Origin of the sequence: Ignatzschineria sp. RMDPL8A, assembly GCF_029815055.1 — a bacterium.
Classification (GTDB): domain Bacteria; phylum Pseudomonadota; class Gammaproteobacteria; order Cardiobacteriales; family Wohlfahrtiimonadaceae; genus CALZBJ01.
The window spans coordinates 1,433,089-1,452,241 of the sequence record NZ_JAPPWA010000002.1 but is presented as its reverse complement, the minus strand read 5'-3'; the positions used below and the strand labels follow the sequence as shown (position 1 = coordinate 1,452,241).

18 protein-coding genes are annotated in these 19,153 nt (G+C 43.7%); 8 read left to right on the top strand and 10 right to left on the bottom strand.

Annotated features, from left to right (window positions below; translation table 11 throughout):
- The first annotated feature begins 19 nt into the window (after positions 1-19).
- On the top strand, positions 20-2,629 hold the full coding sequence (gene alaS / locus OXI21_RS08100) for an alanine--tRNA ligase (RefSeq protein ID WP_279619061.1): 2,610 nt from the start codon (positions 20-22) through the stop codon (positions 2,627-2,629).
- A gap of 18 nt (positions 2,630-2,647) precedes the next feature.
- Here the strand turns inward: alaS and OXI21_RS08095 are convergent, their stop codons facing one another.
- The 7 genes from OXI21_RS08095 to OXI21_RS08065 form a co-directional block, all read right to left on the bottom strand.
- Positions 2,648-2,962, bottom strand: a complete 315-nt coding sequence (locus OXI21_RS08095) for a hypothetical protein (protein ID WP_279619060.1) — start codon at positions 2,960-2,962, stop codon at positions 2,648-2,650.
- Positions 2,963-3,516: 554 nt separating this feature from the next.
- Positions 3,517-3,864: a hypothetical protein gene (locus OXI21_RS08090; RefSeq protein ID WP_279619059.1), complete on the bottom strand. Its 348-nt coding sequence runs from the start codon at positions 3,862-3,864 to the stop codon at positions 3,517-3,519.
- Positions 3,845-4,132: a polymorphic toxin type 50 domain-containing protein gene (locus OXI21_RS08085; RefSeq protein WP_279619413.1), complete on the bottom strand. Its 288-nt coding sequence runs from the start codon at positions 4,130-4,132 to the stop codon at positions 3,845-3,847. Before OXI21_RS08085 ends, OXI21_RS08090 begins: the two co-directional genes overlap by 20 nt.
- A gap of 41 nt (positions 4,133-4,173) precedes the next feature.
- A complete protein-coding gene (locus OXI21_RS08080; RefSeq protein ID WP_347815527.1) occupies positions 4,174-6,183 on the bottom strand; it encodes a hemagglutinin repeat-containing protein in 2,010 nt (669 codons plus the stop codon).
- 92 nt (positions 6,184-6,275) lie between these two features.
- Complete coding sequence (locus tag OXI21_RS08075) at positions 6,276-6,713, bottom strand: hypothetical protein (protein ID WP_279619058.1); 438 nt, start codon at positions 6,711-6,713, stop codon at positions 6,276-6,278.
- Positions 6,714-6,720: 7 nt separating this feature from the next.
- The gene (locus tag OXI21_RS08070; RefSeq protein WP_279619057.1) at positions 6,721-8,037 is read right to left on the bottom strand and encodes a VENN motif pre-toxin domain-containing protein; all 1,317 of its coding nucleotides are present in this window, start codon (positions 8,035-8,037) and stop codon (positions 6,721-6,723) included.
- Between the two features lie 65 nt (positions 8,038-8,102).
- Positions 8,103-9,680: a phospholipase D family protein gene (locus OXI21_RS08065; protein WP_279619056.1), complete on the bottom strand. Its 1,578-nt coding sequence runs from the start codon at positions 9,678-9,680 to the stop codon at positions 8,103-8,105.
- A gap of 167 nt (positions 9,681-9,847) precedes the next feature.
- Between OXI21_RS08065 and OXI21_RS08060 the strand changes: the two genes are divergently transcribed.
- Entirely contained in the window at positions 9,848-10,189 is a 342-nt protein-coding gene (locus OXI21_RS08060; protein WP_279619055.1) for a zinc ribbon domain-containing protein YjdM, read from the top strand.
- A gap of 133 nt (positions 10,190-10,322) precedes the next feature.
- Here OXI21_RS08060 and gdhA read toward each other — a convergent pair whose 3' ends face one another.
- Positions 10,323-11,678 carry an NADP-specific glutamate dehydrogenase gene (gene gdhA / locus OXI21_RS08055; protein ID WP_279619054.1) on the bottom strand — a complete coding sequence of 452 codons (1,356 nt, stop codon included), beginning with the start codon at positions 11,676-11,678 and terminating at the stop codon, positions 10,323-10,325.
- A gap of 434 nt (positions 11,679-12,112) precedes the next feature.
- Between gdhA and OXI21_RS08050 the strand changes: the two genes are divergently transcribed.
- The 6 genes from OXI21_RS08050 to OXI21_RS08025 all read left to right on the top strand — a co-directional run bounded on the left by OXI21_RS08050 (position 12,113) and on the right by OXI21_RS08025 (position 17,851).
- Positions 12,113-12,430 carry a hypothetical protein gene (locus OXI21_RS08050; RefSeq protein ID WP_279619053.1) on the top strand — a complete coding sequence of 106 codons (318 nt, stop codon included), beginning with the start codon at positions 12,113-12,115 and terminating at the stop codon, positions 12,428-12,430.
- A 432-nt stretch (positions 12,431-12,862) separates the two neighbouring features.
- The gene (locus OXI21_RS08045) at positions 12,863-13,963 is read left to right on the top strand and encodes an ATP-binding cassette domain-containing protein (protein WP_279619052.1); all 1,101 of its coding nucleotides are present in this window, start codon (positions 12,863-12,865) and stop codon (positions 13,961-13,963) included.
- Positions 13,960-14,625 carry an ABC transporter permease gene (locus tag OXI21_RS08040; protein WP_279619051.1) on the top strand — a complete coding sequence of 222 codons (666 nt, stop codon included), beginning with the start codon at positions 13,960-13,962 and terminating at the stop codon, positions 14,623-14,625. Before OXI21_RS08045 ends, OXI21_RS08040 begins: the two co-directional genes overlap by 4 nt.
- Positions 14,626-14,829: 204 nt before the next feature.
- Positions 14,830-16,029: an acyl-CoA dehydrogenase gene (locus OXI21_RS08035; RefSeq protein WP_279619050.1), complete on the top strand. Its 1,200-nt coding sequence runs from the start codon at positions 14,830-14,832 to the stop codon at positions 16,027-16,029.
- On the top strand, positions 16,019-16,987 hold the full coding sequence (locus OXI21_RS08030) for a MetQ/NlpA family ABC transporter substrate-binding protein (RefSeq protein ID WP_279619049.1): 969 nt from the start codon (positions 16,019-16,021) through the stop codon (positions 16,985-16,987). The genes OXI21_RS08035 and OXI21_RS08030 overlap by 11 nt, the downstream gene beginning before the upstream one ends.
- Before the next feature lie 15 nt (positions 16,988-17,002).
- Positions 17,003-17,851, top strand: coding sequence for a MetQ/NlpA family ABC transporter substrate-binding protein (locus OXI21_RS08025; RefSeq protein WP_279619048.1), 849 nt, complete (start codon positions 17,003-17,005; stop codon positions 17,849-17,851).
- Between the two features lie 111 nt (positions 17,852-17,962).
- Here the strand turns inward: OXI21_RS08025 and OXI21_RS08020 are convergent, their stop codons facing one another.
- Both OXI21_RS08020 and OXI21_RS08015 read right to left on the bottom strand, forming a co-directional pair.
- Positions 17,963-18,358 (bottom strand): hypothetical protein, encoded by a 396-nt coding sequence (locus OXI21_RS08020; protein ID WP_279619047.1) that lies wholly within the window; start codon positions 18,356-18,358, stop codon positions 17,963-17,965.
- Positions 18,359-18,609: 251 nt separating this feature from the next.
- Entirely contained in the window at positions 18,610-18,948 is a 339-nt protein-coding gene (locus tag OXI21_RS08015) for a carboxymuconolactone decarboxylase family protein (protein WP_279619046.1), read from the bottom strand.
- Positions 18,949-19,153: the final 205 nt, after the last annotated feature.

The window sequence follows — 19,153 nt, the reverse complement described above, 5'->3', positions numbered from 1 at the left end:
AACACACATTAATAGATTTATGAAAACAGAAGAAATACGTCGGAAATTTTTAGATTATTTCGTTAGCAAGGGGCACACCGAAGTGCCCTCGAGCTCTTTGCTCCCTGCAAACGACCCAACCCTGCTCTTTACCAATGCGGGGATGAACCAGTTTAAAGACCTCTTTTTAGGCCACGAAAAACGGGATTATAAAACCGCGACCACAACGCAAAAATGCGTTCGTGCAGGTGGAAAACATAACGACTTAGAAAATGTCGGTTACACCGCCCGTCACCACACCTTTTTTGAGATGCTCGGTAACTTTAGCTTTGGGGATTACTTCAAAGAGAAAGCGATCACCTACGCGTGGGAACTCTTAACGGAAGTTTATAAACTCCCGAAAGAAAAACTCCTCGTCACCGTCTATCACACCGATGATGAAGCCTATGATATCTGGCACAAACAGATCGGCATTCCCGCTGAGAAAATTATCCGCATTGGCGATCTACCCGATGGCTCGTCGGATAACTTCTGGCAGATGGGCGATACCGGTCCATGCGGCCCCTGCTCTGAGATCTTCTACGATCACGGCGCGCACATTTGGGGAGGTCCTCCAGGATCACCGGAAGAAGATGGCGACCGTTTTATCGAGATTTGGAACCTTGTATTCATGCAATACAATCGTGACGAAGAAGGCGTGCTTCATGCACTTCCGAATCCATCGATCGATACCGGTATGGGGCTTGAGCGAATTGCGGCCGTTTTACAACACGTTCACAGCAACTACGAGATCGATCTTTTTGTCAATCTCATCAAAGCGTCTGCCGATGCGGTGGGCATTACCGACTTAGAGAATAACTCGCTTAAAGTGATTAGCGACCATATTCGTTCGGTCTCGTTCTTAATTGCCGATGGCATTATTCCTTCAAATGAAGGCCGTGGATATGTGCTTCGCCGTATTTTACGCCGTGCGATTCGTCATGGGTATAAACTCGGGCAAAAAGATCTTTTCCTTCACAAAATCGTCAAAGCGCTTGTCAATGAGATGGGTGAGGCTTTCCCGGGTCTAAAAGAGAAGCAATCCTTTATCGAAGAGACCATCAAAGAGGAAGAGAAACGCTTCTCAACCACGCTTGAAAATGGTCTAAAACTTCTTGAAGAAGATATCGCAAAACTTGAAGGCTCCACCATTCAAGGCGAAACGATCTTTAAGCTCTACGATACCTACGGCTTCCCCGTTGATTTAACCAACGACATTGCCCGTGAACGTGATTTAACCCTCGATATGGATGGGTTTGAAGTATGCATGGAAGAGCAGCGTCAACGGGCTCGTGCCGCAAGTAACTTCAGCGCCGATAAGATGGTTGAATTCCACGAATCCCAAAATACCAAATTTGAAGGATATTCTGAAACAGAAGGGACCGCAACCGTGATTGCCCTTGCCTCTGGATCTGAGGAAGTTGAATCGATCTCAAGCGATGATGAAATTGCCGTAATCGTTCTCGATAAAACCCCATTTTATGCCGAATCCGGTGGACAAGTGGGCGATACCGGTGTGATTACTGCCGATGGGTTTGAGTTTTTAGTGACTAGCACGCAAAAACAGCTCAACACCTTCCTTCATTATGGGGTTGTTAAGCAAGGCTCTCTCAAAAAAGGCGCGAAAGTAATGGCTAAAATTGATGCGTTCCGCCGTGAGCTCATCAAGAAAAATCACTCAGCAACGCATCTTTTACATAAAGCATTGCAAGAGCATTTAGGTAGCCACATCGAGCAGAAGGGGTCGCTTGTTACAGACGAACGTCTCCGTTTTGACTTCTCACACAACGAACCGATTAGCTATAAAGATCTGCAAGCAATCAACTACATGGTCAATATAGCGATTACCAAAAACTCGCCGGTTTCAGCCAATGAAATGCCGATCGACGATGCGAAAGCGAAAGGCGCGATGGCGCTCTTTGGTGAGAAATATGGCGATGTGGTGCGCGTGATTGAGATGGGTGATTCCATTGAACTTTGTGGCGGTACACACGTTGAGCGTACCGGTGATATCGGGCTCTTCCGCATTGTCTCGGAAACCGGAATTGCAGCAGGCGTTCGCCGCATAGAAGCAGTAACTTATAAAAAAGCGCTTGAAATTGGTTTTATGAACGACGCGACGCTTAATACGCTCGTTGAGACCCTTAAAACCGACCGTCCGCACATTGTTACCCGCGTCGATGAAGCCCTTGATGAGGTGAAGCAACTGCGTAAAGAGGTTGCGAAACTCAAATCACAACTCGTATTTGCTAATCGCGAGAGTATTATCAACAACGCGATGGAATTGAGCGGCGTTAAAGTGATTATCGAAAAACTCGATGGCGCTGATAACCGTTCACTCCGTGAACTTTGCGATAACCTACAAGCAAGCACTCATGGCGCAACGCTTCTTCTTTCTGAAGTTGATGGTCGGGTCGCACTTGTGGCATCGGTTGCAAAAGAGTTAACCAAAACCTTTAAGGCGGGCGATTTCTTAAATGTAGCCGCCGCAGAAGTTGGCGGAAAAGGGGGCGGTCGCCCTAATTCAGCAAACGGTGGTGGCACTGAACCTGAAAATATGGACAAAGCGATTGAAGCCGCGAAAGCGTGGATTACCGCGAAACTTAGCTAATCTAATCAAACGTCATCGTTAACGATGTAAAATGTACGATATACATGAAAATTTAAAAAGCACTCTGAGGGAATCTCTAGAGTGCTTTTCTTTCTCTATCGGGTTGCCGGACAGCTTTCTAAGCCGCCCGCCCGCAAGCATATCAAGGAGAAGACCTGCATTTTGCCAGTCTTTCGCTTTTTCTGGATCAGAATCTTTATAGTCATCAATTTTTTGATTGATGATCTGCTTCATATCCTGACGCGTTCGGTCAAACTGTTGTGTTACTTTGACTTGTAGATCGATCTCCGCCTGAACTTTCTCTTTATCAAAGATATTTGCTTCCTGAGGCAACTTTTTCTTCTGCCCAAGTTTCGCTTTCTGATTTACTAGAACCGAGGGAGACAATTTAAGTATACTGCTTAGGAATAACTATCTCCCGTTAATGCCCATTAACAGATCGCCCCATTGGCGGTTGCAACTGTTACGCCTAATAAACCATGTGCGAGCTTACGCTACAACCAACAAAAAATTATTTATGATTTAACAATTTTATTACAAAAACTACGTAAAAATCTTGTTCTTTAAACTTTTCTAAATAATCTCTAGCTACTAAAATACTTTCTTGAATATCATTACTATCATAGGACCAACTAGCATAAATAAATTCAAAGCCCCCTTCAGACCCTTTTTTATAAACATCTCCTCCTAAAATCAATAAGTTATTTTTCTTGAAAAGATTAATAATAGCATGATGCTGAATATCAATTATCCACCTTCCTGTTGAACTAATAGATCTCGAAAAGTGCTAAGATATTTAATACCTAATGAATTTTTAGCTAAAAATCCACATGTCGCACTTCATAGTTGAATCTGCCAGCTACCATAAGTAAATTATGAGCTGAATACTATTCATACTCCTTGCGCAAAAAAATCCAACCACGGTTTCCTTTCTTTTCAAAAATATCTTTTGTGACAGGGACTACCGTTAACTTTAAACGTATGTCACCGTCATATATATCAGGCCAAATATCAGCTAATACTTCTGTATGAGCATATTCCATCTCTTCTTCTTCTTCTTCTGTGAGCTCTTGATCAAAAAAAAACTCAATTGTAAATACCGAGTCTTGATAATTGAAACTAATTCCTCTCATTTTTTTACTAGCTCTACCAATCAGGCTATAAAAAGTACTTTTTTTGAGCTCAGTTTCAATAATTATAAGCTTATTTTTCTTCTTAAGGTCTTGCTGGGACAATGTGAACTCCTTTTTTTGAGTAATGAATTATAAAATTTTTTGTGGGAATAAATTTTTGTAAACCGGCATCATAATAATTCCCGATGACTCTATCACTAGAAATTCTTTCTTTTGAACCTGGCTCTCCAAATTTTTTCCCTCCTGGAATCACTCTACCTGTTCCTGCATATTGGTCTACAATTTTTTGAACATCCAAATCTTTACTTAAAGTAGATCTTGGTGTTGAGCTGCTAGAATTTGCTGTTTTATTTTCATTTGTTCCGACTATATGCTTATTTTGCTGATTTATATTAACACTTGTATTAGTTCCTATGAGTTTTTCATTACGGGCATGATCTTTAAAATTACTAGAATTATTCCCCTTTTGGCTGTCATTTCATCAATTAATATCGCCTCATGAATCGCATTTAGAGCGGAATTAGATATAGTATTAGCCCACTCAAGCGTTGATAAGGTTGATGGATTATTCTCCCATCTTTTCTCTCCTTCACTAGCCCCTTTCATCATCGCATCTCGATAATGGGAGACTAAATCCTTAATATCTTCTTTTGATAACTCTCCTGACTCATAAAGTTCAAGAATTTTCTGATCACCTAACTCTGAAGCCTTATAATATTCTTCACGAACCTCTTTTTTACATTCATTAGTTGTACATTGATCAAATTTTTCCTGAAATTCATCCATACTTGGAATATGTTCAGAAATTTTTGTATCAAGCTCTTTCAACCGATCAGGAAGCTTATTCGAGCCAGCTTTATTGTGAGTAAGATTATTCTCCACCGCATTGGTTGCAACACTGTCACCGATTACGGCATCTAGGGCGCTATCACCTGTTAAAGCTCCAGCTCCTATACCGAGAATTCCGATAATGGCGCTTAGGGTATTTTTTTCATCTGCGGTTAAATCTTCTGGTTTTTTGCCTTTGCCGTAGAGGAATTCTGCAATGATCGGCGCTAGAGCTTCTGCACCGCCTGCCGTTAATGCTCCTGATAATAGATCGCCACCATTGGCCGCTGCCATTGCTGCGCCGGCGATTCCGTGCGCGAGGAGATGACTTAAACCTCCTTCTTCAAGCGTCCCATCATTGACCATTCCTTTGATCATTTGCGCTACTGCAGGATTTGCTGCGCCAGCAACAATGCCTAAACCCTCGCCGGGACTTGATAGACCGCCGGCAAGCATATCGAGTAGTAAGCCGGCATTTTGCCAATCTTTCGCTTTATCTGGATTTTTATCCTTGTATTCATCAATTTTTTGATTGATGATCTGCTTCATATCCTGACGCGTTCGGTCAAACTGCTGCGTTACTTTAACTTGTAGATCAATCTCCGCTTGGACTTTCTCTTTATCAAAGATATTCTCGATCGCACCACTATTGTCAGCAACGGTTTCGGTGGTGAGATTGCTCTCAATCCCTTTTGTTGCTTCCTCGGCGGTTTGTTCGGTGAGTTCTTTCTGCTTCTCATTATCCGTAACTTTAATGTTGCCGGTGCCAATACCTGATTGTGTGACGCTTGATTCAGACTCTTTATCTTTACCGTAACCCACATTTTTATTCACACTATGCGAGCCATCAGGGAGATTAACCGTTTCTGTTTGCGTTGGATTAGTTCCTTTCGGATTGTTTGGCCCATCATTTTGATAGCCATAACCGCCGCTAATCCCAACCCCTTCACCATCATATTCTGATTTATTGACAAGATCATTGGAGGTAATCGTGCCGGTTTCAAAGCTGTTAAGACCTTCTAACTCTGCTTTTTCATTGGCCACAATAACGCCACCTGAAAGGTGCGTATTCCCCTCAACTTTCACTTGGAAACCATCATCGCCGGCAAAAATTCCGCTCTGATCTGTTACAGACTGATAATTAGCATCGATTTTAGATTGGCTATGACTTCCTGAAACAGAACCACCACCGCCCAACATCCACGCACCTTGAACAGAAGAGTCTTTCTGATTACTATGGTAATCGGAACGATTTTGCGTACTAACGATCGTAAGATCACCACCGACATCAAGTTCTACGCCTTTTCCATAGACTTCACCACCAACAATATTGGTATTGCCACCACTTACGATTATGGTTTTGCCTGTTTCAGTGCCGACAACGCTATTGGTGTAATACTCGCCGCTGCCTTGACCTTTACCTTTGCCTTTATTGGCACCGGCAGTAATCCCAAAACCCGTTCCACCAGAACCAATTGCCGCCACAACGCCGGCATTCCAGCCTGAGCTACTGTTTTTACTAGCTTCACTAGAAGTGCTCTCTGCAGCGATAATATTAATATCATTATCAGCCGTCAGATTTGTTGATTTTATTCCATCGTAGGATCAACTTTTTTAACAGCTTTTAAACTCAATTGAATAGTACATTTAAATATGCATATTTGTAATATTTAAAAGCGACCCAATTATTTTCTAATACTAGATGTCAATCCTATTGTCCAGCCTCTATCTCCATCGTGATGAAACTCTATCAAATACATTTTATCAGCTGACAGTAACCATATATTAGGTGCCACGCACTCCACGTCATCAAAATTATTGAGAATACTAATTAAAGTACTTTTAACTACAGGTATTTGCACGTCATCCCAAATTATATATATTTCTGAGTCTCTCGAAAGAGCATTATCTTTTAAAAATTCGTAAACATCATTAAAAGAATAATTATATAACTCAATCTTCTTTTTAACTTTAACTTTACTCCATTCAACATAATTCCACTTACTGATTGGATACAAATCTTCAAACATATTAACAATATTCCGACTTGTTTGTTCATCAAAAATTTTAATTTTACATTCTAATGCTAATGCTTCTATGCACTCATCAAACAATGTTTTCATAACAATACTACCTATTTAAATGATTCAATATGTTCTTAAAATCCTGCTCGTTTCCCTTAAATGGTATAACTACCTTTACGCCTTTACTTCCTTTTCCTTTTGAAAAATCCTCAATATTAATATGCATTCCTTTATCGGGATCATAATCTAAGCGCCATCTTTTTTTTCCATCCGCACTAACTCTTCCTACAACTTTCTCATATCCAGCGCTTGCAGATAATGTCCCTATATAGGGTTTTGAATCCACACCCAAATCACCAACCAAATCTAAAGCTTTATTTCGAGCTTGTTCATATGTATTAACCTTATCTAATACTATTTCTCTATTGGAATGATTACCTGATACTTGCGTTTTATTTCCAGATTCTTCCTTGTCTTTATTATTAGAATTCCCTGGCTTTTTGCCCCCTCCTTTTATCCCCCCAATACCACCGAGACTGGCAATACCCATTTCTAGGGTTTTATCTATCAGTGCATCAAATTCTGCCTCCTCTCTCGATAGCCCTAATGCCATTTTCTCCTTAATATTATTTTCATCTATAAAATAACCATAAGGTTTCTCTTTCCAGCTCATCTCTTCGCCAACATTTCCTTCTTGCCTCATATATTCAGAAATGTCTGCGGCTAATTGATTATTTAGAAGAGCAAGTTCCTGACGAGATAATTCTCCATTAGCAAATAAATCGTTAATTTTTTCTTTGGTAGCATCAATACCTTCTAAGCGTATTGCATTTTCTTCAGCCTGCGTACAAATTGGATCTTGTGTACAAGCTTCTATTTTGGCTGTTATATCCTCATACGAGGGCACACCACTTTCTAAAAGCTTATCAATTAATTTCTGTTCAGCTCCACACAATGCAGAATTTGAATGTGTACAACCTTGTAGTTTCTTAGGTATTAAATGGTTATTTTCTACCGCATTGGTTGCAACGCTATCGCCGATTACGGCATCAATTGCGCTATCGCCCGTTAATGCACCGGCGCCTGTCCCGAGAATTCCGATAATGGCGCTTAGGGTGTTTTTCTCATCGGTATTTAACTCTTCAGGATTTTTGCCTCGATCACCATAGAGGAATTCTGCGATGATCGGCGCTAATGCTTCTGCGCCGCCAGCTGACATTGCTCCAGAAAGGAGATCGCCACCATTAGCTTTTGCCATCGCTACCCCGGCAATTGCATGAGCTAACAGATGACCCATTCCGCCATCTTTTAGAACCTCCTTATTCACTAAATCCTTAATACCCTGTGCAATAACCGGATTGCTCGCTCCCGCAAGGGTACCTAAAAGCCCTGTATCAGGACTGGATAGGCCGCCGGCAAGCATATCAAGGAGAAGACCTGCATTTTGCCAGTCTTTCGCTTTATCTTTTGTCCTTATAATTGTTGTCGCTATAATTGCGATTCAATCGGGAGCCAGCTTACGATTTTGGTCATTGCCCGCTTGATAAGCCCTGTCTCCGGTTCGCGTGTCCAGATTTTTGGATCCCCTGCTGCTTCATCCCGCCAGCGAATTTTTCCTTCCTCTAAAAAGAGGATGTAACTATTTTGTTGGGTGACATGATTTTCATAAAGATCTTTCAAACTATCGGTAATTACTTCACTCTCAAATAAGATCCCCATCTCGGTATTGAGCCGTGCTGAGCGAGGATCATGGTTAAAGGAACCGATAAAACTGAGACGATTATCAATAATAAAGGCTTTGGTATGCAGACTCGCGCCTTTTGCCCCAATCCCTTGACGTTTCCCCATATTAAAGGGCATCAACTCATAAAGCATTGCGCCACATTCAAGGAGCGGTTTACGATATGGCGCATAGCCCCCATGCACCATCATCACATCATTGGCTGCCAACGAATTGGTTAAAATCTGTACATTGACATTTCGCTCACGCAGATCACAAATTTGGGTAACACCCGCTTCACCGGGGACAAAATAGGGCGAAATGAGATAAAATTCCTCCGAGGCACTGCTCCAAGCACGATGTAAAACCGTATTCACGAGCCATTCGTCCTCATTCTCATCAAACACTTTTTCAGGCGGATCTGAATAGACGTGCGCCTTATCAGTCCAAATGATTTCACGCTCCCCTAAAAAGAGCTCACGAATCGAAGGCGAGGCTTTAATCTCTGCTAAATAAAGCTCGCGAATATCACGCTCAGAAGCATCTACCTCAAGCTCACGATCACGCAGTTTTTGGAGCGACTTTTTCTTCCAGGGCATAATCTGTTTAAACGGAATCACCGCAGGACTATTCCAAAATTGATCAAAAATCGCTTCCGTCTCCCCCACTGCGTTCCCCGCTAACAGAAGATCGACATCGAAAAAATTGGTCTCAGGATCGGCATCGAAATATTCATTACCAATATTGCGCCCGCCGATAATCGCGAGCTGACTATCGGCAATCCACGCTTTATTATGCATGCGACGATTTAAGCTCAAGCCCCGAAACACCATCTCAACGCTGCGTGTAATAATATTTTGACGGCTATGGATCGGATTAAAGAGGCGAATTTCAATCTGTGGATGCCCCGCTAATCCCGATAAAACCGAGTCTTTATTAATGGCATTAAGATCATCGAGCAAAATCCGCACAAAAACGCCTCGATCGGCCGCCTTTAAAAGCTCCATACCGAGCATATGGCCGGTCAGATCATCGTTCCAAATATAGTATTGAACATCGAGCGTTCGCTCTGCATTTCTCGCCGTAATCGCGCGAATGGCAAAGGCATCAAGATTATCCTCTAAGAGCACAAGCCCCGTTTCGCCCGCATGTTCGGCAAGGATTGGGTCGAGTGCTTGATCAATTTTAGTTTGATAGGAGCGATCGATCGGCGGACGCTTTTTCCCCATAAAGCTAGGATTGGGCTTAAAGTCTTTAAACGTTAGCGTGATAATGGTGATCGCAACCGAGATTAGCACAAATGCGAGGATTAACCATTTTACCCAAAAATAGATGCGCGCGGCCATTGATTATGCTTCCTTATTATTTCGTTTAAATGTTAGACAATTTGATTCTGATTAAAATAGTTTACGCAAAAGTGGGCGCTTTTTCAGCTAAATTCCTTTTTATCGAGCGATTGTGATACACTTCTCTCCTCATTTTTGATTATCCATTTCATTTTTAAGGAGTTTTTATGAGTGAGATTCCAAATTGCCCGGCCTGTGATATGGGCGATGCCTACCTCGATGGTTTTCACTACGTTTGCCCTTATTGTGCCCACGAATGGTCACCGGAAGAAGAGGCAGCAAAGGCTGAAGCAGCGCGCGTTGTCACCCGTGATGCCCACGGTAATGAGCTGCAAGATGGCGACAGTGTCTTTTTAGTGAAAGATCTCAAAGTGAAAGGCTCATCACTTGTGATTAAAACCGGTACAAAAATCAACAACATTCGCATTATTGATGGCGATCATGATATCGATTGTAAGGTCGATGGGGTAAGCCTTCAGCTCAAATCGGAGTTTATGCGTAAAGCCTAATTCGCAAAATTAAACCGATATTAAGTGCTCGGCGTGAGATGAATGATCGCTTTTATTCTGATTCTCGATTATTCATTCCTCACTTCGAGCACTTTTTATACAATCTAATAATCCTCGATTTGATTATTACGATTTAAATCACCCCTTGGGCAATCATCGCGTCGGCCACTTTAATAAATCCGGCAATATTTGCCCCTTCCACATAATTAATCACGCCCTGCTCGCGCTCACGATGCTCGCCATGAACCACGCACGCTTCATGAATATTGAGCATAATATCGTGCAGACGACGATCCACTTTTTCCGCTGTCCACGATAGACGAATCGCATTTTGCGCCATCTCAAGACCGGACGTGGCAACCCCACCTGCATTCGCCGCTTTTCCTGGTGCAAAGAGGACACCCGCTTCTAAAAAGGCATTGGTCGCGTCGATCGTTGTGGGCATATTTGCCCCTTCCGCCACCACTTTAACGCCATTACGAATGAGCACAAATGCATCGGCCATGCGGAGTTCATTTTGGATCGCGCACGGAAGTGCAATATCCACTGGTACGCTCCACGGTTTTTTCCCTTCATGATAGGTAAGTCCAAACTCTTCAGCATAATCTTGAAGGCGTTTCCCCTCTTTGGTCATCATCTCGATAAAACGCTCTGCTTTATGTTCATCAAAACCCGCTTCATCATAGATCATGCCGCCTGAATCGGACGCCGTCACCACTTTCGCGCCCATGTCAACGGCCTTTTTAATGGTATATTGCGCCACATTCCCCGCGCCTGAGACTGAAACTCGCATTCCCTCAAGCGTTTGGTTTCGCCGTTCGAGCATCGCTTTAACAAAATAGATCAGCCCATAGCCGGTCGATTCCGGACGAATAAGACTTCCGCCAAAGGAGGTATTTTTCCCGGTAAATACGCAAGAAAAATCGTTAGTGAGCTTTTTCATCATGCCCACCATATAACCCACTTCTCGCTCGCCAACACCAACATCGCCGGCGGGAATATCGGTGCTACTGCCTAAATGGCGATGGAGTTCTACCATTAATGATTGGCAAAACCGCATAATTTCGCCACGGCTTTTTCCTTTCGGATTAAAGTCCGATCCGCCCTTTCCACCGCCCATTGGAAGCGTTGTAAGTGCATTTTTAAAGGTCTGCTCAAAACCAAGAAATTTTAAAATAGAGATATTGACCGTCGGGTGAAAACGCATGCCCCCTTTATAGGGCCCAATCGCGGAGTTAAACTGCACCCGCCAAGCGCGGTTGACCTGCACTTTGCCATTATCATCGAGCCAGGTGACGCGAAACTGGATCATGCGCTCAGGCTCGGTGATACGCGATAATAATTCATAATCCTTATAATAGGGATTTGCCTCCAAAAAGCCCCAAATTGAGGTGAAAAACTCACGCACTGATTGCGTAAATTCAGGCTGATGGGGATCGCGGTTTTGGATTGCCTCCATAAACTCATTCACGTTTGCATAATGAACCATTGTTTTTCCTCGATGATAATTATTATGAGTATTCGTTTTTTTGACCTAACTTCAATATAACACTGCTTTTTGTTGAAATATACGCTTAATTTTGATTTTTTCTGCGAAATTCCCTACCAAATCACTACATTATTGCTTCACCGATTAAAATCGGCTTAAAAGTGAAACCGATAGGGAAAATATAGGCTATACTATTCTAACTAGTACGAAATCAGTACTAATTCATAAGCTCTCTCCGAGCGGGCAGACCTTTTAGCTCAATGGGTCTGCTTTTTTATTGCCTGATGATTCCCTAGCCATTCCATAACGTTAACATCCACTCGATTTTTATCAAAAATTCGGTCATTACCCGCTGATTTAAGAGCATAGCCCCTTCATTTCTTATATACTAAATAGGCATTCTCGCCGATTATCACAATGAAGGGGGGCACACGATGATGAACCACAAGCAGATGACACTTCTTATCTTGATAGGGATTTTCCTCTATTGTTCGCTCCTTGGCTCACCGCTTTTAGGGCTTGTGGTCGATCTAATCATTGTGATTACCCTACTTCTGCTAGGACTTTATGACACTCTTCTTCGTCAATTTTTCTTTTTAAATACTGAAGAGCGCCTCATCGCGAAACTGATGCTCCCGCCAATTATCCTGCTGATTATCGCGCTCTATGTCGACATTAGTCGAATGGATTTTAATCCCGAAACGCCCCACGAGCCGACGACGATTGAAGAGACGCGCCCATTAAATCGCTGATCAATATCCACCTTGATGGCAATGCCTTCAAGGTTTTTTTATGCCAGCAATAAACATACAAAAAAGCGTTCTCTTTTTCCTATCTCGTCGATAATTCACTGATTCAGTTCATTAAAATATATAACTATAAAATGAATCGTTAGTAGTTTGTTATTGATTCATTTACAAAAAATCGTAATTAAAAAATTATCGATTTAACGTTGCCTTTTCAAAAAAGGTGTGCTTTATTGATCAAGGTCAGTCCAATTTGAATTCCACACTTTGTGCAATTCTGGACAAAAATATTTAACCTAATTTAGGCAAAATGCTTACCGGAGATTACTATGAACCGTTCAATCATGATGATGTGTTGTTGTTCGATGTGCTGCTGCGCAATGAATTCTTATACCCAAACTATTCCTGATAATCCGCCTTATATAAGAGACATACCCGATGATTGAATTTAGAAATGTAACGAAACAATACGTCAAAAACAACACAACCACCACCGCACTTCACCCCATTAACCTCACCATCTCAAAAGGTGATATCTTCGGCGTTATCGGCTACAGTGGCGCAGGAAAAAGCACACTCATCCGCCTAGTTAACGCACTTGAAACGCCAACCTCTGGCGATGTGATCATCGATGGTCACGCACTCAATGACTACTCCCCGAAACAACTTCGTGATGCTAAAAAACGCATCGGCATGATTTTTCAGCATTTTAATCTGCTTGAATCAAAAACCGTTGCGGAAAATATCGCGATTCCTCTTCGCTTAGGCCATAAGCAATTTTCCAATCAAGAGATCGATGCGAAAGTGACCGAGTTATTAGAGTTTGTCGAGATTCCTGATAAAAAGAACGCCTACCCGCGAGAACTCTCCGGTGGGCAAAAACAGCGTGTCGGCATTGCCCGGGCGCTCGTTAACAATCCCCATATTCTGCTTTGTGATGAAGCCACCTCCGCCCTTGACCCGCAAACGACGCTGGCGATTTTGGACCTTCTCAAAAAGATCAATCGCGAACAAGGTATTACCATCATGATGGTTACCCACCAGATGGAAGTGGTCGAATATCTCTGTAATCGCATTGCCGTCATGGAGAAAGGCCATATCGTTGAAACGGGCCCGACGCTCGAGATTTTCCAAAATCCGCAAGCCCCCATTACCCGCAAATTTATCAATACGGTGATTGAAGAGGAGATTCCCCTTCGCGTGCTTGCCAATCTTGAGGACGATCTGCCCAATCATATCTATCGCTTTGAGTTCTTAGGTAATTCAGCGCATACGCCTGTTATCAATGAGCTGATGCTTCAAGGAAAAGTCATCGTTAATATCCTTTTTGCCAATATGATCGAGATCGATGGATCGGTGATCGGGGGCATGTTTGTCCAGCTTAAAGGCAATAACGACGATATTGAAGAAGGCATTCGCTTTTTAGAAGAGCGTGGCGTTCGCGTCACTTTAAGCCGATTAAACGCCGAGACCATTCATCACCATCAAAATCAGGATCAGAATCAACAACTAAATCAACACGGGGAGACCATCGCATGAACAGCTTTTTCAAAACACAAGTTACTCTGGAACAATTTATTCAAGCCGGCGAAGAGACCTTTATCATGGTTGCCGTCGCCCTCACACTTGGCGCGTTACTTGGATCACTCATCGGGATTACGCTTGTTTTAACTCGCCCCGATGGCATTAAACCCAATCGCACGCTGTATGGGCTACTCAATCCAGTGGTGAACCTCGTGCGCTCACTCCCCTTTATTATTTTACTCGTCGCGATCATTCCCTTTACCCGCTTTGTGGTAGGTACCTCGATCGGAACTAGCGCTGCCATTGTGCCATTAACCATCTATATTGCACCCTTTATCGGACGACTCGTTGAGAGCTCGCTATTAGAAGTGGACGATGGAATTATTGAAGCGGCCGATTCGATGGGAGCGACCACCTTTGAGATTGTCTGGCGCTTTATCTTACCGGAAGCGAAAGCCTCGCTAATTTTAAACTTCACCACCGCAACGATCGGCCTTATTGGCGCAACCGCGATGGCTGGAGCGGTGGGCGCTGGCGGCATTGGCGATTTGGCGCTCAACTACGGCTATCAACGCTTTGATGGTGCGGCGATGCTCTACACCGTGATTGCCCTTGTGATCTTAGTGCAAGGCATTCAATCACTCGGAAATCTCTGGGCCCGCCGAGTCAGAGCATAAATCTAAAGCCTTCAACTCACCTGATTTTCCGACCTTCCGACTTTACCTATTTATCGATTAACGGATCACTCCATTAGGGGGCATCTGTGGCTCTATTCGTCTTAAAATCCCTAGTAAGCGAAAAAAAGCGCAGATTTCCCCCTTCTTTTAATCTCTCATTGCATATTAATTACACCAAAAAACATCACAACTAAAGGATCTAGTATGAGTTTATTACACCTCTCTACCCCTCATGAACGCTTAGCGCTTCTTCGTAAAACAGCGCGCCCCTTTCGCGATCGCGCAGCAGAGCACGATGAGGAAAACAGCTTCCCTTTTAATAATATTGCCGACCTACGCGCCATCGATTATCCGGCGATTGTCCTTCCAAAAACCCATGGCGGGCTCGATATTTCGCTCGTTGAACTGCTAAAAATGCAACAAACCTTAGCGGAGATGGATGGCTCAACCGCCCTTGCGATCGGCTGGCATATGGGCATCACGCAAAATTTAGGCCAAACAGATGAGTGGTCGCCCGAGCTTTTTAAAGAATTTGCAAGCGATGTGCAAACAAATGGGGCGCTCATTAATAATGCTGCCTCAGAACCTGCAACAGGTAGCCCAACCCGCGGTGGTAAACCTGAAACCACCGCAACGAAAACCGAAACCGGCTGGATAATTAATGGGCGAAAAACCTTTACCACACTCTCACCCGTGCTGAATTATTTTGTGGTGAGTGCCTCCATTACCGGGAGCGATCGGGTAGCAAACTTCTTAGTCAAACGTGAGTACTCCGGCCTATCCATTGATGAGACGTGGAATTCCGTTGCTATGCGCGCAACCGGCAGTCACGATCTTGTGCTCGATCACGTTTCGCTTCCTGAAAATGCTTATCTCTACGATCTTGAGCCGGGTAACAAATCCCCCCGTGGCTGGCTACTGCATATTCCGGCGGTCTATCACGGCATCAGCATTGCTGCCTTTGATTATGCGCTCAATTTTGCCAATACCTACGCGCCCAACAGCATTGCAAGTGGCACCATTGCCCAATTCCCAGCGGTGCAACAAAAGCTCGGTGCGATACGCCTTAAAATATTGCAAAACGATCATTTTCTCTATGGCGTTGCCCGTAACTGGGACGAAAGTGACCAAGAAACACGAGCGTCGTTAGGCGATGAGCTTGCGGCAGTCAAAGTTGCTGTAGTAGAAAATGCCCTTGAAATTGTCGATCTTGCGATGCGTCTTGTGGGCGCCCGTTCCCTTCAAGCGAATAATCCCTTACAGCGCTACTATCGTGACGTTCGCGCAGGACTTCATAATCCGCCGATGGAAGATGCCGTTCTCATTAGTCTTGCAAAATCCGCACTCAATTCACATCGTGATAACAAACTTAACTACCCTAAAGGAGATCACTATGTTATCTAATGCTATGACCCGTCCAACCGGACCGATCGACCCCGATGCCACGCCCTCTCGAATGTGGCACTTTTTCCACCCGCTGATGATTCCCCTTCTTGGCGCCGGATTAATGCTATTAACGAGTTGCGGCAATAGTGAAGAATCTCCCCAACAGAACACAACACCGAGCACTCTTCCCCAGAGCACCATCACCGTCGGTTTTGGGCCTTCCACCTATATCAATCAATTTGAAAATGGCGTAAAACCGATCTTGGAAGCGCAAGGATATCGTGTTGAGACGAAAACCTTCTCGCAAAACTCGATGATTCCCGCCGCGCTAAAAGAGGGTGCAATCGATGCCTCGGTCCATATTAGTACCGCCAATATGATCGAGATGAATCGCCGCCTTGATGCTGATATGATCGTCTGGGCCGACACGCCAAGCGCACCGCAATCGCTCCGTTCTTTAAAGCACCAAACCCTTGATGCAATTCAAGATGGGATGAGCGTTGGCCTCCCGAATGACCCGGTGAACCTTGAGCGGGCTGTGCGCATTTTAGAAGATCTCGATTGGGTTGAAATTCCGCCAGATTTAGAGATTGCCACCTTTCACATCAATTCCGTCACCCCGAAAAAGTATGCGCTTAAACTCGTGTTAATGGATTCCGCCCAATTGCCCCGCGCGCTCGCCGACCTTGATTTTGCCATTATTAATGGAAATTATGTGGCCAATCAAGGGGATAAAATTAGTGATGGCCTTGTGATTGAAGATTCCCCGCCCGAACACCTTGTGAAAGTGGCGATTCGCGCCGTCAATCAAGATAAACCGTGGGCACATGATCTAAAAGCGGCCTATGAATCGGACGCATTTGAAGCCTATATTCGCTCCGATGAGCTCTTTGATGGGTTTATCTACCCGAAAGCATGGCAGAAAGAGTCTAACCAAACTGACAGATCCAATCAATCCAATCCAGATAATCTATAAAACAAGGAGGTTTATATGATGCCCTTAATTCATTCAATGTTAAAACGACCACTTCTTATCGCACTTACGCTCTTATCGATGTTATTTTTGAGTAGCTGTGGCGATAAAGGCGATACTGATGCGGCAAAAACCATCACCATTGGTTTTGGCCCGTCCACCTATGTGGATCAATTTGAGAAGGGGATTCGCCCGATTCTCGAAGCGAAGGGATTTAAGGTGAAAGTACGCGTGGTGTCGCAAAATAACCAGCTTAATCCGTCGATGAAGGAGGGCACCATTGATGCCACCGTCTTCCAGAGTCGCGCCTATATGGAGAGTATCAACCCCATTTTAAAAATGAATATGGTAAAGCTCGCCGATACGGCCAGCGCGCCCCAATCGCTCCGCTCAACGCGCCATTCGTCTCTTGATGTGGTGAAAGATGGAATGACGGTGACAATTCCAAATGATCCCGTTAATGGTGAACGCGCCGCTCGCCTGCTGGAATCCCTTGGCTGGATTACCATTGATGAAAATGCCGAGATTGCTACATTCAGTGCAAAATCGATTCTGCCGGGGAATTATACGCTCTCGATTTTAGAGATCGATCCGGCGCAGAGTTTACGAACGTTAGACGATGTGGACTTTGCCATTGTTAATGGGAATTATATCGCTAATGCGGGCTTAAAAATGAGCGATGGATTGGCACTTGAGGCAACGCCTGAAGAACATGTGGTGATTGTCTCAATCCGCGGTGAGGACCTTGATACCGAATGGGCGAAGGCGCTGAAAGAGGCCTACGAATCTGATGAGTTTCGTGATTATATTCATTCCGAGCCTCTTTACGATGGCTTTATAATACCGAAAGCATGGAATCAGGATTAATCGATACAATCTAATCCATAAATCACTCATGAATGAGAACAATCCCTCCAACTTGACCATCACCTTGGAGGGAGTTCTTTGATGAACGATTCCTCTCTTACGCGCTTAACACTACTTCACCACGGAAATTAAGAGCGCAATGATGGAGATCGCAACCGCCACGAGTGACGCAGAGAGAATAAAGAGCTCTTTACGAAAGCCCACCCGAAGATCGGCCACAATCGCGGAAAGATAGGGATAATTGACACAAAGCGAACCATTCATCTCTAAAAAGAGCGATACCCCCGGTCCGCGCTCCCGTTTAATGCTATATTTTTCTTCCAAATAGTAGAGAAAGCGTGCGTAGATGAGATCAGGATCGAGATGAAAATGCGTCGCCGTTTTCGTTAAATCGATCGGGACATACATTTTAGTCGGACGCGATTTAGTATCAAAGTCGCGAAATGGGGCTTCATATTCACGATAAAGGTAATTAAAAAGGGCTAAATCAGTCGGCAACTTGGTCATAGACTCCTCTCTTTTATGATCGCTCGTTTATTATTATATTAATGCACTTACGCTATCATAATCGAACTTAGGGGCCTCTGTCCAAGCCTTTTGATTTGCCCTTGTTTGATGCGATTTTTAATGCCATTATCCACCGAGGATTTACCCCGAAAAACGCAGAAAAGACCCAACCTACGAGATTGGGTCAAAGTACTAAAAGATTTAGCAATCGAAAAGATGTTACTGCATTTTCTAATGTGGATTACATTAAATTATGCACTGAGCTGTTTTGCGATCTCAATGGCTTTACCACCATAAGTAACCGCAGGGCCTCCGCCCATTAGAACCGCAACGTCGACCACTTCCGCGATCTCTTCAAGCGTTGCGCCCATCGCTAAAAGCGATTCTACGTGCGCGACAATGCATCCTTCACACTGTTTACTGATAGCAATGCCAAGCGCAATTAATTCTTTCGTTTTTTTCTCTAGTGCGCCGTCTTTCACCGCCGCCATATGAAGGCCATACATCGCTTTACCGACTTCTTGGCACTCATTCATTAAAAATCTACGTTCTTCTTTTACCTGCTTTGCTAATGCTTTATAGTCAGCCATTGCTGTTACTCCTAATTCGTTATTCAAATTATGGTCTTCGATATATCTCTTTGATTAGATCACAATCAAGGAATGTGAGAGTAGTATAGCAGGTGTTTTATATTTATCAAACGATATTATATAAATTTATATATCAATTAAAACGCACCATCTAATGCGAGCGGTCAAGGATTCACTCCATCCTTGTAATCGCCTGATTTTCCTT